Genomic DNA, 14,835 nt, shown 5'->3' on the forward strand with positions numbered 1-14,835 from the left:
CGCCAGACGCTGCTGTTTTCCGCCACCATGCCCAAGCTGATGGAGGAACTGGCCGACAGCTACCTGACCGATCCGGTCCGCGTCGCCGCCAACCCGCCGGGCAAGGCCGCCGACAAGATCGAGCAGGGCGTGCATTTCGTCAACCAGGGCGACAAGGCCGCGCTCTTGGCCGAATACCTGTCGCGCCACACGGACGAACTGGCCATCGTCTTCGGCCGGACCAAGCATGGCTCGGACAAATTGGCCAAGCTGCTGGAGAAATGGGGTTATTCGGTCGGTGCGATCCACGGCAACAAAAGCCAAGGGCAGCGCGACCGGGCGCTGGCATTGTTCCGCAATGGCGAAACCAAAGTGCTGGTGGCAACCGACGTGGCCGCGCGCGGGCTGGACATCCCCGAAGTCGCGCATGTCTACAACTACGACCTGCCGAATGTCGCGGAAAACTATATCCACCGCATCGGACGCACCGCGCGGGCGGGCCGCGACGGGCGGGCCGTGGCCTTCTGTTCGCCCGCCGAACTGGGTGAGTTGCGCGCCATCGAAAAGCTGACCAAGCTGCCGATCCCCGTCCTTGGCGGCGAGCGCCCGGCCGTGGCCGAGCAACGCCCCACCCGTGGCCCCAAGCCCGCCGCCGATGCGCGCAAGCGCCCCGCCCGGCGCCCCTCGCGCGCACCCAAGGCGGCGCAACGCCAGCAGGGCAAAGGCGCGCGCGGCTGAAAACCGAAGCATTGAAAACCGAAGGGGCGGCGCTTGCCGCCCCTTTTGCCATGTCCTGACTTGCCATGTCCTGATGCGAAACTACGTCCTGATGCGGAACTCGACCCCAAGGGCGGCGGACAGCGACTTCAGCCGCGCCTCAGCCACTTCGCCCATCAGGATCTGGCCCAGACCGGTCAGGCGCAGTTCCAGCAGATTCTTCTTGCGGTTCAACTTCAGCGTCCCCGCCTCGGACGGGTCCTTGACCGCGAACATCGCCCCGAAACGCAGCGCCCTGCCAAGGATTTCGGCATTCTTCATCTGCTCGGCATCCAGCAGCGAAAACAGGCTTTCCATCGCCGTATTGCGGCTGTTGCGATAGCGGTAAAGCAGCGCAAGCCCCAGAAACACCCGCTCGGGGTGCGACAGCGCGGCCAGGTTCGAGCGGGTGATATTGTCGAAACAGGCATCGGCGCGGTAATCGGGATGGGCGCGCCAGGCGGTGTCATGCAGCAGGCAGGCCGCGCGGATCAGACGGTCGTGTTCGGGCGGGACATCCTCGAACAGCGGATGCAGGAAGTGATACAGCTTCTTGCCGAAACCCGGCATCCGCGCCATCTGGCGTTCGCTGAAACGCGCCGATTCGATCAGCGGATCGCGGCGGCGCAGGCTGTCGGGCATCTTTTCGTAAAGCAGCCCCTCGCGGATACCGTATGAGGAAACGGCAAAGCTTTCGGGCTGGAAGAACGCGGCAAGTTCGCGCAGGACCTGGCTGGCCAGCGGCACCAGTTCGATCCGGCTGGCCGAGATGCCAGCCCGCGAGCGCAGGGCCGAAAGGTCGCCCTCGGCGATCCAGTCCACCGTCTTGCGCACGTCCTGGGGCGTCATGCGATATTCGTGCAGCACGGTCATCGGGTAGTCGCGCCGCAGCATGTCCAGCCGCGCAATGGCCCGCCACGACCCGCCGACCAGGAAGATGCGCTTGTGATCGCGGCCCAGCTTGTCCCCCAGCCCTTCGACCACGCTGCGGATATGGCCGCGCAGCGCCTCGCTGCCGCCTTCGACCTGCTGCAAGCGGAACGGCCCGAGCGGAGAGGTCGCGCGCACCCCCACCTTGCCGTCCTCGATGACCGCAAGTTCCATCGAGCTGCCGCCGATGTCGCAGGCAAGGCCGCGCGCATTGGGCCAGCCGACCAGCACGCCCTGCGCGGAAAGGCGCGCCTCTTCCTCGCCGTCGATGACATGCAGCTTCAGGCCGGTTTCCTTCTCGACCGCGCGGCGGAAGGCGGGGCCGTCGCTGGCCTCGCGCACGGCAGCGGTGGCGACGCAGGTCAGCGGCTTGATCCCCATGCTTTCGGCCAGCGTGGCAAAGCGCCGCAGGGCGGCCATCGCGCGCTGGACCCCGGCGGGGTTCAGCATTCCCGTGGCCGCCAGCCCCTGCCCCAACCCGGCCATGATCTTTTCGTTGTAGAAATAGGCCGGGCTGCGCGCCGCGCCGTCGAAGACGACCATGCGGACCGAGTTCGAGCCGACATCGACCACGCCCACCCTGCTCAACGTGCGTTGGGATATCCTGTCGAACAGGAATTTCCCGAACGGGTCGATGGTTTCGCCGCTGACGGTCATCACGCCATTCATCGGGCACCTTTTCGATTCGTCTGCTCTGGTTCCAATCCCTTGGATGGTTCAATCCGAGGAATGCGTCAACGCCGGAACGTCCTTTGCCCCCGCGCTTCCACGTCCCGACAAGGACGGGTTTTCCATGAAGAATTTATGACAGTTGAACAGATCGTCCCGCCCGGCGGGCAGATAGCGCAGATAACGGCCATCGGCTTGCAGCACCCAGCTTTGCGCCTCGTCGGCAAGATTGGCGGCCATGATCTGATCGGTGATCTGGGCCTTGACGGTGTCGTTGAGGCATTCGACCAGCGTTTCCACCCGCCGCGACAGGTTGCGCCCCATCCAGTCGGCGGAACTGATGAAGACCCGCGCCCGCCGCGAGGGCAGCCCCGAGCCGTTGCCGAAGCAGACGATGCGCGAATGTTCCAGAAAGCGCCCGACGATGGACTTGACGCGGATGTTTTCCGACAGCCCCTCGATCCCCGGACGCAGCCCGCAGATGCCGCGCACGACAAGGGTGATCTTCACCCCGGCCTGGCTTGCGGCATAAAGCGCCTCGATCGTGTCCTTCTCGATCAGGCTGTTCATCTTGGCCCAGATTTCCGCCGGGCGGCCCTGACGGGCGAAATGCGCCTCGCGCGCGATCAGTTCCAGCAGCGTTTCCTTGAGGTTGAGCGGCGAGATGGCAAGGTTTTCCAGCCCCGCAGGCTGAACGTAGCCGGTCAGGAAATTGAAGATCTTGGTCGCATCCCGCCCAAGCGCCGGGTCGCAGGTGAACAGCGAAAGGTCGGTATAGATCCGCGCGGTGATCGGATGATAGTTGCCGGTCCCGTAATGGGTATAGGTCACCAACTGCCCGCCCTCGCGCCGGACGATGGTGCTGATCTTGGCATGGGTCTTGTATTGGGTGAAGCCGTAGACGACATGTGCGCCCGACCGTTCCAGCCGCCGCGACTGGCGGATATTGGCGGCCTCGTCGAAACGGGCCTTCAACTCGACCAGCGCGGTCACGGATTTCCCGGCCTCGGCAGCCTCGCATAGCGCCTCGACGATGGGGCTGTCGCGCGAGGTGCGGTAGAGCGTCTGCTTGATCGCCAGCACGTTGGGGTCGCGCGCGGCCTGGTTGATGAAGCGCACCACCATGTCGAAGGTCTCGTAGGGGTGATGCAGCAGCATGTCCTTTTGCCGGATCGCGGCGAACATGTCGCCTTCGTGGTCCTGCACCCGTTCGGGCACGCGGGGGGCGAAGCTGGGCCATTGCAGGTCGCGGCGGCTGTCCAGCACCAGTTCGGCCAGGTCGGCCATGCCCAGAAGGCCCTGAACCTCGACCACTTCCTCGGGGCGGACGACCAGTTCCTGCATGATCATCCGGCGCAGGCGGTCGGGCGCGCCTGCGGTGATCTTCAGGCGGATGACGCTGCCCCGGCGGCGGCGTTTCAGGGCGGTCTCGAATTCGCGGACCAGGTCTTCGGCCTCTTCCTCGACCTCGATATCGCTGTCGCGCAGCACGCGGAAGGCGCAATGGCCGATGTCGCGATAACCGGGGAACAGGCTGGGCAGATGCATCAGCAGCAGGTCCTCCAGCCGGAAGAACCGCGTCCCGCCGGGCAGGCCGATGAAGCGGTCGATCTGCTGGGGAACGGGCAACAGCGCCTGCATCTGGCGCCCGTCGCTTTCCCGCGCCAGTTCCAGCGCCAGCGAAAACCCCGCATTGGGGATGAAGGGGAAGGGATGCGCAGGGTCGATGGCCAGCGGCGACAGCACGGCAAAGACGTTGTCGACGAAATGGCGGCGCAGGAAGGCCTCTTCCTCGGGCGTCAGGCGAGAGCGGGACAGGATGGTGATATCGGCCAGTTCCATCTCGCGCCGGATGACGTTCCAGACGGCTTGCTGGGCCGACATCAGGCGCCGCGCATCGGTATTGATCACCCCAAGCTGTTCGGCAGGCGTCAGCCCGTCGTCCGAGGGGGTCGAGTTGCCCTCGCGCACCAATTCGCGCAGGCCGGCGACGCGGACGGTATAGAACTCGTCCAGATTCGTGGCCGAGATCGACAGGAAGCGCAGCCGCTCCAGCAGCGGAACGCGGGGGTTGCGCGCCTCGTCCAGCACCCGCCAGTTGAAGCTGAGCCAGCTTATTTCGCGATTGGAAAAGCGCGCGGGGCCTTCGGGCGGACCTTCGGGCAACCGGCGGGCAGGAGGAAAGGGAGAGCGTAGGAAATCGGCCTGCGTCATGGAAATGGACCCGGAGTTTTCGCCGCGACTATGCGTCCTTGTCCAGCAGATTGTCCAGCCATTCGGCGGCAAGGCGGCGCGTGATCGGACGGTGGGCGGCAAGGGCTGCCTGATCCATCGCCAGCACCAGCCGCCGCGCCAGATCAAGGTCGCGATCCATGCGCAACGCAAGGAAGGCGATCACCTCGGGCGCGACGGGAATGCCGCGGTCGGCGAACAGCTTGACCAGCACGGCGGGCAGCAGCGCATCGTCGGGCGGCCCCAGTTCCACCCGCGCCAGCGCCTGCATGCGCGAGCGCAGGTCGGGCAGCACGATACCCCAGTCGCGCGGCGGCGTCCGCGCGGTCATGAGCAGGGTCGCGCCCCGTTCGGCGGCCAGGTTCCACAGGTGGAACATCGCCTGTTCGGCCCCGGCGGCGGCGCCGATGCGATGGGCGTCCTCGACCACCAGCGCATCGTCGGGGCGCAGCAATTCGTCGATGGCATCGACCCGCAGCGCCTGCGCCTGCCGGATCAGCGCGCCGTTTTCAGCCGCCCAGAAGCGCGCGACATGCGACTTGCCCGAACCGGGCGCGCCGACCAGCAGCATCCGCCCCTGCGGCCACAGGTCGGGCCGGTCCAGCATCGCCAGCGCATCGCGATTGGCCGATGTCACAAGGAAATCGGCCCGCGACGAGGCCGGTGGCCCCGCCAGATCGAAGGTCAGTTGCAGTGCCACCCCTCAGCCGTCCTTCGCTTCCGCCTCGGCCTCCATGCGGCGGCGCAGTTCCTCCTCCAGTTCATCGCGGCGGATCTCGGCCAGCCGCATCTCGCGCGAGACCAGGGCCTGGGTGCGCGTCTGCTCGGTCGTGCCGCGCGGGACCAGTTCGACCAGTGTGGGCGTCGCCGCCACGCTTGGCACCTCGGCCCCGGTGTAAAGCGCGCTTTCGCGATAATGCGCGGCGGCAAAGCGCACCAGCACGCCCAGGCAGGCGGCCAGCGGCACCGCGACCAGCAGGCCGACAAAGCCGAAAAGCGAACCGAAGACCGACAGCGCCAGCATCAGCCAGACCGGGTGCAGCCCGACATGGCCGCCGACGATCTTGGGTTGCAGGACGTTGCCCTCGGCGATCTGGCCGATGGCGAAAACCGCGATCACCGCGCCGATCAGGAAGGGATCGCCCCAGAAGGAAAACAGCGCCACCCCGATGGCCAGCGCCCCGCCGACGACCACGCCGACATAGGGGATGAAGGACAGGATCGCCGCCATCGCGCCGATGGCGATGCCGAAGGGCAGCCCGATGATCGCCAGCGAGACCGAATAGAACGTCCCCAGGATCAGCGTCACCAGCCCCTGCCCGCGCAGGAATCCCGACAGGGTATGGTCGATCTCATCCGCCAGCCTGCGGATCGTGGGGGCGTGTTCGCGCGGCAGCAATTCGTCCAGCCGCTGGATCATGTTGTCCCAGTCAAGCAGCAGGTAGAACGCCACGACCGGGGCGATCACCAGAAGCGCGATCACCCCCACCACCCCCATGACAGAGCCGAGGATGGTGCTGAGCAGTTCCCCGCCCCGCTCGCTGACCGACTGGCCCAGGTTCGACAGCCCGTCCTGCACCGCGCTGCCGTCCGCCATCAATTCGGGGAAGCGCGCATTGAGCAGGTGTTGCAGGCGGCCGAACATCTCGGGCGCGGTCTGGACAAGCTGCGAGGTCTGGTCGACCAGCACCGGCACCAGCCCCAGCATCGCAAAGGCGAAGACCAGCACCACCACCAGCGTGATCACCACCACCGACAGCATCCGCGACAGCCCCGCACGTTCCAGCCAGTCGGCCACCGGGTCCAGCAGATAGGCCATGCCGGCCCCAAGGACGAAGGGCATGATCGCATTGCCAAGCCGCCACAGCACGAGCAGCAGCAGCGCGAAGGCGATGCCCCAATATAATGCCTGCTTGTTCACCGACAGTCTCATCGCGCGCGTCTCCTTGCGATATGGGTGCGAATGTGAAGCGAAGCGCCGCCGCTTGCAAGCAGACCGTTGCCCGCGCGGGGCTGGTGCGCTAACCCAAGGGCAGATTCAACGAAGGTTTCCGCCCATGCGTCTGTCGCGCTACTTCCTGCCCGTCCTGAAAGAAGACCCCAAAGAGGCCCAGATCGTCAGCCACCGGCTGATGCTGCGCGCGGGCATGATCAAGCAGCAGGCGGCGGGGATCTATTCCTGGCTGCCGCTGGGTTACAAGGTCCTGCGCCGGATCGAGCGGATCGTGCATGAAGAACAGCAGCGCGCGGGCCATATCCCCCTGTTGATGCCGACGCTGCAACCGGCGGACCTGTGGCGCGAATCGGGCCGCTATGATGCTTATGGCGAGGAGATGCTGCGCATCACCGACCGCCACAAGCGCGACATGCTGTTCGGTCCCACGAATGAAGAGATGATCACCGACATCTTCCGGTCGCATGTGAACAGCTACAAGGACCTGCCGCTGACACTCTATCATATCCAGTGGAAGTTCCGCGACGAGATCCGCCCCCGTTTCGGCGTGATGCGCGGGCGCGAGTTCCTGATGAAGGACGGCTACAACTTCGACCTGACGAAAGACGACGCGCTGCACGCCTACAACCGCCACCTGGTCAGCTATCTGCGCAGCTACGAACGCATGGGCCTGCAAGCCATCCCGATGCGCGCCGACGGCGGCCCCATCGGGGGCGATTACACGCATGAGTTCCTCGTGCTGGCCGATACGGGCGAGTCGGAAGTCTTCTATGACAGCGAGATCACCGACCTGAAGTTCGGCGACCGCGACATCGACTATGACGATCACACCCAATGCCAGGCCGTGCTGGAAGAGTTCACCAGCCGCTACGCCCGCACCGACGAGACCCATGACGCGGCGCTCTTCGACCAGATCCCCGAGGCCCGCCGCCGCGTCGCGCGCGGGATCGAGGTCGGCCAGATCTTCTATTTCGGCACCAAATATTCCGAGGCGATGGGCGCCACCGTCGTCACCCCCGACGGAAGCCGCGTCCCGGTCCATATGGGCAGCCACGGCATCGGCGTCAGCCGCCTTCTGGGCGCGATCATCGAGGCCAGCCACGACGACAAGGGCATCGTCTGGCCCGAGGGCGTCACCCCCTTCCATGTCGGCATCGTCAATCTGAAACAGGGCGACGCCTCGACCGATTCGGCCTGCGAGGCGCTGTATAAGGAACTGCGCGCCAGCGGGTTCGACCCGCTTTATGACGACCGCGACGAACGCGCGGGCGCGAAATTCGCGACGATGGACCTGATCGGCCTGCCCTGGCGGATCACGGTGGGGCCGCGCGGGCTGGCGAACAACAAGGTCGAACTGACCTCGCGCAAGACCGGCGTGTCCGAGGAACTCGCCCCGCAAGAGGCCGTCGAACGTCTCAAGGCGATCTACGCGCCGGTGTTCGCCTCCGATAACGGCTGAAGGCCGATCCGCCGCGTCACGCCAAGCCGGTCGAGAAACGCGGCGTCATGGCTGACCACCAGCAGCGCGCCGTCGTAACCCGTCAGCGCGGCCTCCAGCGCCTCGGTTGCGTCCAGATCGAGGTGATTGGTCGGCTCGTCAAGGATCAGCAGCGGCACCGGCACGGCCTGCCCCAGGGTGCAGGCCAGACCCGCGCGCAACCTTTCGCCACCGCTGAGGCTGCCCGCCTGCCGCAGCGCGTCATCCGCGCGGAAACGGAACCGCGCCAGCGCCGCGCGGGCGTCGTTCTCACCGGCCTGCGGGTTCAGGCGCAGGAAGTTCTCGCGCAGGGTCCACGCGGGGTCCAGCAGGCTCAGATGCTGGTCCAGAAGCGCGAAAGGAACCCGCAGATCGACCGTGCCTTGCAAGGGCGCCAGCCGCCCGGTGACCAGCGCCAGCAGCGTGGTCTTGCCGCTGCCGTTGGGGCCGTGGATCGCAACTCGCTCGGGGCCGGTCAGGGTCAGGTCGAAATCGCGGATCACCGGGCGCGCGGGATCGTGCCCGCCCGTCACCCCGTCCAGCCGCAGCACCAGTTTGCCCGGCGGCAGGCCGGTGGGGGCGATGCGCATCCGCAGCGGCTCGATCACTTCCAGCTTTTCGCGCGCGGCGGTCAGGGCCGCTTCGGCCTCGGCATTGCGGGCCTCGCGCAGGCGGACATGCGCGCGCCCCGCCGCCTCGGCCTGATCCTTCCATGCGTCGAGGATCACGCGCGGCTGGTCGTCCTTCAGATGCAGCCGCCGCCCGGCGCGGTCCTTGCGCGCCTTGCGCTCGGCGGCCTGTTGCGCGCGGCGGCGGGTCTCGGTGCGGGCTTTCTCGGCATCGGCCAGATCGCGGCGGGCGGCATCCAGTTCCACCTGTTTCAGCGCGCGATATGCGCTGTAATTGCCGCCATAGCGGGTCGCACCAAGGCCGGTCAGTTCGACGATGGCGTCCATCCCTTCCAGCAATTCGCGGTCATGGCTGACCACGATCGCCACGCCGCGCCATCCCCGGATCAACTCGGCCACGGCCCGGCGGCCGTCGCGGTCGAGGTTGTTCGTCGGCTCATCCAGCAACAGCAGGTCGGGTTCGGCAAAGATCAACGCAGCCAGCGCCGCCCGCGTCCGCTGCCCGCCCGAAAGCGAGGCCAGCGGCTGATCGGGCGCAGCGGAAAGCCCGCAGCGCAGCAGCGCGGATTCCATCCGCGCGGGCAGGGTCCAGTCGGCTTGCGCGAGGTCCTCGGCGCTGGCCAGCCCGGCCTCGGCCCGGTCCAGCAGGGCCCGCGCAGGGCTGGCATCGAACAGATCGGCGATAACCCCCTCGGGCGCGGGTTCGACGTCCTGGCGCAGCAGGACCACGCGCGGCGGCGCATGGATGCTGCCCGATTGCGGCGCGATTTCGCCCGCGATCAGGCGCAGTAGCGTCGTCTTGCCGGTGCCGTTGCGCCCGACAAGGCCTGTGCGCTCGGGGCCGAAGCCAAGGTTCAGGTCGGTGAAAAGCGGGGTGCCGTCAGGGGTGGCATATGACAGGTTGGAAAGCGTGATCGTGGCAGGCATGAGGCAGAACTTCTCGCAGCGGATTCGGACGGGCGAAGGCGGCGGGAAGGTTGCTCATGTCTTTCATGCTCCTGCGTAGTCTATGCAGGCCGATATGGGGCGCGCGGCGGGCGGTTCAAGTCCGGTGCCTTCGCCGCAATGCGCCCATTCCGGCCCACAGGTGCAGAATACTGTCCGTTTTTTACGGGAAATGCCTTAGCCCAGCAGTTCACCGGCCAGCGAGTTCGGCGCGCTATGGGTGATGCGCACGCGCACCAGATCGCCGGGTTTCGCCTGCGGCGCATCGACGAAAACCGCGTGAAGGTAATCGGATTTGCCCACCATCTGTCCCGGCAGTCGGCCCGGTTTCTCGAACAGCACGCCCAGTTCCCGCCCGACCATGCCTTCCTGCGCGGCCTTCTGCTGGCGGCTCAGAAGGGCCTGCAATTCCTGCAGGCGCGCATCGGCAATGTCGCTGTCCACCTCTGCGCGGTCATAAGCGGGCGTGCCGGGACGGGGCGAGTATTTGAAGCTGAAGGCCGTGCCGAAGCCGACCTCTTCGACCAGCCGCAGGGTGGCGGCGTGATCCTCGTCCGTCTCGCCGGGAAAGCCCACGATGAAATCGCTGGTCAGCATGATATCGGGCCGGGCGGCGCGGATGCGGTCGATCAGGCGCAAGTATTCGTCGGCGGTATGCTTGCGGTTCATCGCGCGCAGGATGCGGTCGCTGCCAGATTGCACCGGCAGGTGCAGATAGGGCATCAGCTTCGGCTCAAGGCGATGCGCCTCGATCAGGTCGTCGGCCATGTCGTTGGGGTGGCTGGTGGTGTAGCGGATGCGGTCCAGCCCGTGGATCCCGGCCAGCGCACGGATCAGGCGGCCGAACCCCCATTCGCCGTCCTCGCCCTGCCCGTGCCAGCCGTTGACGTTCTGACCCAGCAGCGTGATCTCGCGCACCCCGCGGGCGACCAGATCGCGCGCCTCGGCCATGATGCGCGACACAGGGCGCGAGACCTCGGCCCCGCGCGTATAGGGCACGACGCAGAAGGCACAGAACTTGTCGCAACCCTCCTGCACGGTCAGGAAGGCGGCGGGCGCGCGGCGGGTGGCGGCGGGGCGCGGCAGGTGGTCGAACTTGTCCTCGACCGGGAATTCGGTATCGACGCCGCCGCCATTGCGCACCATCGCGGGCAGGCGGTGATAGGCCTGCGGGCCGACGACCAGATCGACCAGCGGCATCCGGCGCTGGATCTCGGCCCCCTCGGCCTGCGCGACGCAGCCCGCCACGCCGATTTTCAGATCGGGACGTTCCGCCTTCAGCGGCTTGAGGCGGCCAAGGTCGGAATAAAGCTTCTCGGCCGCCTTCTCGCGGATATGGCAGGTGTTGAGCAGGACCATGTCGGCCTCGGACTGATCCTCGGTCAGGACATAGCCCTCGGCGCCCATGGCCTCGGCCATGCGCTGGCTGTCGTAGACGTTCATCTGGCAGCCATAGGTCTTGATGAACAGCTTCTTCGCCGCCGTCTTGTCGGTCATGTCGCATCTTGCCCCGGAAACATCCGCCCGATTTACCCGATCGCGGCGAAATTGGAAAGCGCCGCTTGCGGGCGGGCCGCCGGCCGACCTAGGCTGGCGGGATGAGCGACCTGACACGGATCCCCAATATCGGCCCGGCCACCGCGCGGGCATTGATCGCAGCGGGCGTCGGCGATTCGGCCACGCTGCGCCGGATGGGCGCGGACGCTGCCTATCGCGCGCTGATCGCGAACGGGGAACGCCCGCATTTCATCGGCTATTACGTCCTGCACATGGGCTTGCAAGGCCGCCCGTGGAACGATTGCCGGGGGGCCGAGAAAGAGGCCCTGCGCGCCCGCTTCGACGCACTGGTGGCCGAGACGCACCCCCGCAGCGGAATCGAGGCCGCGCTGCGCGAGATCGGCCTCATCGCCCCCATTGAACCCGCCGCACGGCGCGGCTAGCCTGCCCCCGTCACATTGGAGGCCATGCCATGACCGCACCGCAAAGCTGGGAAGCCCGCGCCGAGGAATTCAGCCTTTACGGCTTTACTGACATGCCCTCGGTCCACGAGCGCGGCACGGTGGTCGTGACGCATGGCGAGGGGCCTTATGTCGTCGATGTCCACGGGCGCCGCTATCTGGACGCCAATTCCGGCCTGTGGAATATGGTCGCGGGCTTCGACCACCCCGGCCTGATCCGCGCCGCGCAGGACCAATACGCCCGTTTCCCCGGCTATCACGCCTTTTTCGGGCGCATGTCGGACCAGACGGTGATGCTGTCGGAAAAGCTGGTTCAGGTCTCGCCGTTTGATACGGGCCGGGTCTTCTACACCAACTCGGGGTCCGAGGCGAATGACACCATGGTCAAGATCCTGTGGTTCCTGCACGGGGCCGAGGGCAACCCGAAGCGCCGCAAGATCCTGACCCGCTGGAACGCCTATCACGGGGTGACGGCGGTTTCGGCCAGCATGACCGGCAAGCCCTATAACGAGGTTTTCGGCCTGCCCCTGCCCGGCTTCATTCATTTGACCTGCCCCCATTTCTGGCGCGAGGGCCGCGAGGGCGAGACCGAGGAGCAGTTCACCGCCCGCCTCGCGCACGAGCTGGAGGACACCATCCAGCGCGAAGGCGCCGACACCATCGCGGGCTTCTTTGCCGAGCCCGTGATGGGCGCGGGTGGCGTCATCCCGCCGTCGAAAGGCTATTTCCAGGCCATCGAGCCGATCCTGCGGCGCCACGGCATCCCCATCATCTCGGACGAGGTGATCTGCGGTTTCGGGCGCACCGGCAGCACTTGGGGATGCGAGACCTACGGCTTCACCCCCGATGCGATCATTTCGTCCAAGAACCTGACGGCGGGCTATTTCCCGATGGGCGCGGTGATCCTGGGTCCCGATCTGGCGCGCCGCGTGCAGGATGCCATCGAGCGGATCGAGGAATTCCCCCACGGCTTCACCGCCTCCGGCCATCCGGTCGGCTGCGCGCTGGCGCTGAAAGCCATCGACGTGGTGATGAACGAGGGGCTGGCCGAGAACGTCCGCCGCCTTGCGCCCCGCTTCGAGGAAGGGATGAAGCGGCTGGCCGGGAACCCCAATATCGGCGAATATCGCGGCGTGGGCTTCATGTGGGCGCTTGAGGCCGTCAAGGACAAGCCGACGAAGACCCCCTTCGACGCCCATCTGTCGGTCAGCGAGCGAATCGCCAACACCTGCACCGACCTCGGCCTGATCTGCCGTCCGCTTGGCCAATCCATCGTCCTCTGCCCGCCCTTCATCATCACCGAGGCGCAGATGGACGAGATCTTCGACAAGCTGGAACGGGCGTTGAAAAAGGTCTTTGCCGAGGTCGCCTGAACCCTACCACTCGGCCCCGCCAAGCACCGCGCGCGCCATCTGCACGCGCTGCGGCGGGATGTGCGCGCTGTCGGCGAAAGCCAGCAGGCGTTCGTCGCTTTTCATAAGAAAATCAAGGATAAAGACGGAAAACTCGGGGCGCGCGGCCATCTCGCGGATGGCCGATGCATCCGCGCCCGCCTGATCCAGCATCGCCGCGATCAATTCGCCATCGCCCGAGATATGGGCAAGCCCGGCATCGGCGATATCTCTGGCCTCGGATCGGTTCATGGCGGTCGTCCTGTTCGTCGAAGCCGGAAAATTCCGGCGCGGGAAACCCTTTGTTAATGTTTTTGCGCCACCATGAGAAGGCGCAAACAAGAAGGGCGGCTTCGTGGGATGAGTGGTCGAATCATGGTCGTGGACGGCGTGGCCACCAATCGCCTGCTGACCAAGTTGCGGTTGACGGCGGTATGTCATCGGGTCACCGCCCATTCTTCGGGGGGTCAGGCGGTCGCGGCACTGCGGGCGGACCTGCCCGACCTGGTGCTGATCGGTTCCACGCTGCCCGACATGACGGCCGAGGACTTGTGCCGCATGATCCGCACCCTGCCCGGCTGCCGCGCCCTGCCGGTCATCATGCAGGTCGAAACCGGGCAGCGGCTGGCTGCGCTCAGCGCCGGGGCCACGGCGATCATCGAACCGAAGGGGGACGATCAGACGCTTTTCGCCCGCATCCGTGGCGTCATGCGCGGGCGGGTCAGCGCCATGTCCGACGATCCGCCCGCCATGCCGGGGCTGGCCGAACCTGCCGCCCCCTATGGCGGCCAACCCGCAGCCCGGATCATGCAGGTCTGCGGCCAAACGCCGCCCTCACTAGCGTGGCGGCATGGCTTGCAGTTGGAACTGGGGCAGAACATCACCGTTTGCGACCCGGAACGCGCCTTGGCGCAGGCCCAGACGGCGGCGGCGCCGGACCTCTATCTGATCTGGGCCGATATCCGGCAGGATGGGGACGGATTGCGCCTGCTGTCCGAACTGCGTTCGCGCCGGGGGTCGCGCAACGCGGCCTTTCTGGTCGTCCTGCATCCCGGCAGGCCCGACATGACCCCGGTGGCGCTGGACCTGGGGGCGGGGGACGTGCTGACCGGCGCATTCGCAAGCCCCGCCGCCGTGTCCGAGGCCGCGCTGCGCATCCGCAAGCAGTTGGAAGACAAGCGTATCGCCGACCGCCAGCGGCGCGAAGCGCAGCGCAACCTGATCTGGGCCATGCATGACCCCCTGACCGGGCTGCACAACCGCCGCCATGCGATCCCTCGGCTGGATCAGATGCTTCACGCGGCCCGCCAATCGGATCAGGCGGTGGCCGTGATCCTGCTGGACATCGACCATTTCAAGGCGGTGAACGATGATCACGGCCATCCTGCGGGCGACATGATCCTGCAAGCCGTCGCGAAACGCCTGCAACAGGCGATGCCGCCCGGCGGGATCCTTGCCCGCTACGGAGGAGAGGAGTTCCTGGCCGCCCTTCCCCTTTCGGGGCACGCCGCCGCCCACGCCTTGGCCGAGCGTTTGCGCAGCGCCATTGCCGCCCAGCCCTTTCCCTTGCCCGGTCATCCGCAGGGGCTGGCGGTGACGATCTCGCTGGGGCTGGCGGTGGTCGGGCCGCATATGCTTGGCGCCCTGCCCCTCGGCCCGGACCGGCTGATGGCACGGGCCGACAATGCGCTGCTGACCGCCAAGACGCAGGGCCGCAATCGCGTCGTCATCGCCCAACCCGACGCGGCGGCATGAGGGCAGGCGACCATTGCCGCGCGCGATACGGGGATGCGTGGCGCGATGAAGGTCGCGGACAGGCAACGCCGGGCCGGACAAGCCTGCCAGCCCCGCAGCGCCCGTAGCGGCAGCGGCAGCGGCAGCGGCAGCGGCAGCGGCAGCGGCAGCGGCAGCGGCA

The 14,835-nt window shown here is 66.9% G+C and carries 12 protein-coding genes; 5 read left to right on the forward strand and 7 right to left on the reverse strand.

Annotated elements, in window-relative coordinates; translation table 11 throughout:
• Positions 1 to 717 (forward strand): DEAD/DEAH box helicase (locus Q0O97_RS16500; protein ID WP_294931928.1); only part of this gene is annotated, 717 nt, incomplete at its 5' end.
• 81 nt (positions 718 to 798) lie between these two features.
• Here the strand turns inward: Q0O97_RS16500 and Q0O97_RS16505 are convergent.
• From Q0O97_RS16505 to Q0O97_RS16520, 4 genes are read right to left on the reverse strand one after another with little or no spacing between them, the layout of a single operon-like run.
• Positions 799 to 2,334 (reverse strand): Ppx/GppA family phosphatase, encoded by a 1,536-nt coding sequence (locus Q0O97_RS16505; protein ID WP_294931931.1) that lies wholly within the window; start codon positions 2,332 to 2,334, stop codon positions 799 to 801.
• Positions 2,335 to 2,382: 48 nt separating this feature from the next.
• Complete coding sequence (locus Q0O97_RS16510; protein WP_294931934.1) at positions 2,383 to 4,548, reverse strand: RNA degradosome polyphosphate kinase; 2,166 nt, start codon at positions 4,546 to 4,548, stop codon at positions 2,383 to 2,385.
• A gap of 28 nt (positions 4,549 to 4,576) precedes the next feature.
• Positions 4,577 to 5,266, reverse strand: a complete 690-nt coding sequence (locus Q0O97_RS16515) for a DnaA/Hda family protein (RefSeq protein WP_294931935.1) — start codon at positions 5,264 to 5,266, stop codon at positions 4,577 to 4,579.
• 3 nt (positions 5,267 to 5,269) lie between these two features.
• Complete coding sequence (locus Q0O97_RS16520) at positions 5,270 to 6,499, reverse strand: AI-2E family transporter (RefSeq protein WP_294931939.1); 1,230 nt, start codon at positions 6,497 to 6,499, stop codon at positions 5,270 to 5,272.
• Positions 6,500 to 6,623: 124 nt separating this feature from the next.
• Between Q0O97_RS16520 and proS the strand changes: the two genes are divergently transcribed.
• A complete protein-coding gene (gene proS / locus Q0O97_RS16525) occupies positions 6,624 to 7,979 on the forward strand; it encodes a proline--tRNA ligase (RefSeq protein WP_294931942.1) in 1,356 nt (451 codons plus the stop codon).
• On the opposite strand, the gene Q0O97_RS16530 is transcribed toward proS, so the two are convergent.
• Together Q0O97_RS16530 and miaB are read right to left on the reverse strand one after the other, a co-directional pair.
• Complete coding sequence (locus Q0O97_RS16530) at positions 7,946 to 9,553, reverse strand: ABC-F family ATP-binding cassette domain-containing protein (RefSeq protein WP_294931945.1); 1,608 nt, start codon at positions 9,551 to 9,553, stop codon at positions 7,946 to 7,948. The genes proS and Q0O97_RS16530 overlap by 34 nt on opposite strands.
• Before the next feature lie 195 nt (positions 9,554 to 9,748).
• Positions 9,749 to 11,068 carry a tRNA (N6-isopentenyl adenosine(37)-C2)-methylthiotransferase MiaB gene (gene miaB, locus Q0O97_RS16535; protein ID WP_294931948.1) on the reverse strand — a complete coding sequence of 440 codons (1,320 nt, stop codon included), beginning with the start codon at positions 11,066 to 11,068 and terminating at the stop codon, positions 9,749 to 9,751.
• Positions 11,069 to 11,169: 101 nt separating this feature from the next.
• Here miaB and Q0O97_RS16540 point away from each other — a divergent pair, with 101 nt between their 5' ends.
• Both Q0O97_RS16540 and Q0O97_RS16545 read left to right on the forward strand, forming a co-directional pair.
• Entirely contained in the window at positions 11,170 to 11,511 is a 342-nt protein-coding gene (locus Q0O97_RS16540; protein WP_294931952.1) for a TfoX/Sxy family protein, read from the forward strand.
• Positions 11,512 to 11,540: 29 nt separating this feature from the next.
• A complete protein-coding gene (locus tag Q0O97_RS16545) occupies positions 11,541 to 12,902 on the forward strand; it encodes an aminotransferase (protein WP_294931955.1) in 1,362 nt (453 codons plus the stop codon).
• Positions 12,903 to 12,905: 3 nt separating this feature from the next.
• Here the strand turns inward: Q0O97_RS16545 and Q0O97_RS16550 are convergent, their stop codons facing one another.
• Positions 12,906 to 13,172, reverse strand: a complete 267-nt coding sequence (locus tag Q0O97_RS16550; protein WP_294931958.1) for a DUF3572 domain-containing protein — start codon at positions 13,170 to 13,172, stop codon at positions 12,906 to 12,908.
• 108 nt (positions 13,173 to 13,280) lie between these two features.
• Here Q0O97_RS16550 and Q0O97_RS16555 point away from each other — a divergent pair, with 108 nt between their 5' ends.
• Positions 13,281 to 14,675 (forward strand): diguanylate cyclase, encoded by a 1,395-nt coding sequence (locus tag Q0O97_RS16555; RefSeq protein ID WP_294931961.1) that lies wholly within the window; start codon positions 13,281 to 13,283, stop codon positions 14,673 to 14,675.
• The last annotated feature ends 160 nt before the right edge of the window (positions 14,676 to 14,835 follow it).

This window comes from uncultured Paracoccus sp., from assembly GCF_945915435.1.
GTDB lineage: Bacteria > Pseudomonadota > Alphaproteobacteria > Rhodobacterales > Rhodobacteraceae > Paracoccus.